The sequence below is a fragment of the Psychrobacter sp. 78a-MNA-CIBAN-0178 genome (genome assembly GCF_040309625.1).
Taxonomy (GTDB): Bacteria; Pseudomonadota; Gammaproteobacteria; order Pseudomonadales; family Moraxellaceae; genus Psychrobacter; species Psychrobacter okhotskensis.
Genome location: NZ_JBEOOZ010000106.1, coordinates 1 through 286 on the forward strand (window position 1 = coordinate 1; position 286 = coordinate 286).

Genomic DNA, 286 nt, shown 5'->3' on the forward strand with positions numbered 1-286 from the left:
GGTTGTAGGTCGTAGGTTGCTACTTGCGGCGAAGGAATTAGCTCGCGTGTTTCACCTTTAAATTCGCTTTCACGTCCGCCACTAAAGAAAAATGTAACGTGTGCGTATTTTTCGGTTTCTGAAATACGAAGCTGTGTTTTATTATTTTTTTCAAACCATTCACCGAGTACGTTTATTAGTGGTGTAGGTCCAAATGCAACAGGTGCGTCTATATCGGCTGCATACTCTGTCATCATTACAAATGCGCTAAGCTCTGGCGTTCTTTTTTTAGTAAAACCATCAAATT

The 286-nt window shown here is 40.6% G+C and carries 1 pseudogene; it reads right to left on the reverse strand.

Annotated features, from left to right (window positions below):
- Positions 1 to 286 (reverse strand): annotated as a pseudogene (locus AAEY80_RS14445) (2,3-bisphosphoglycerate-independent phosphoglycerate mutase); the annotation flags it as partial.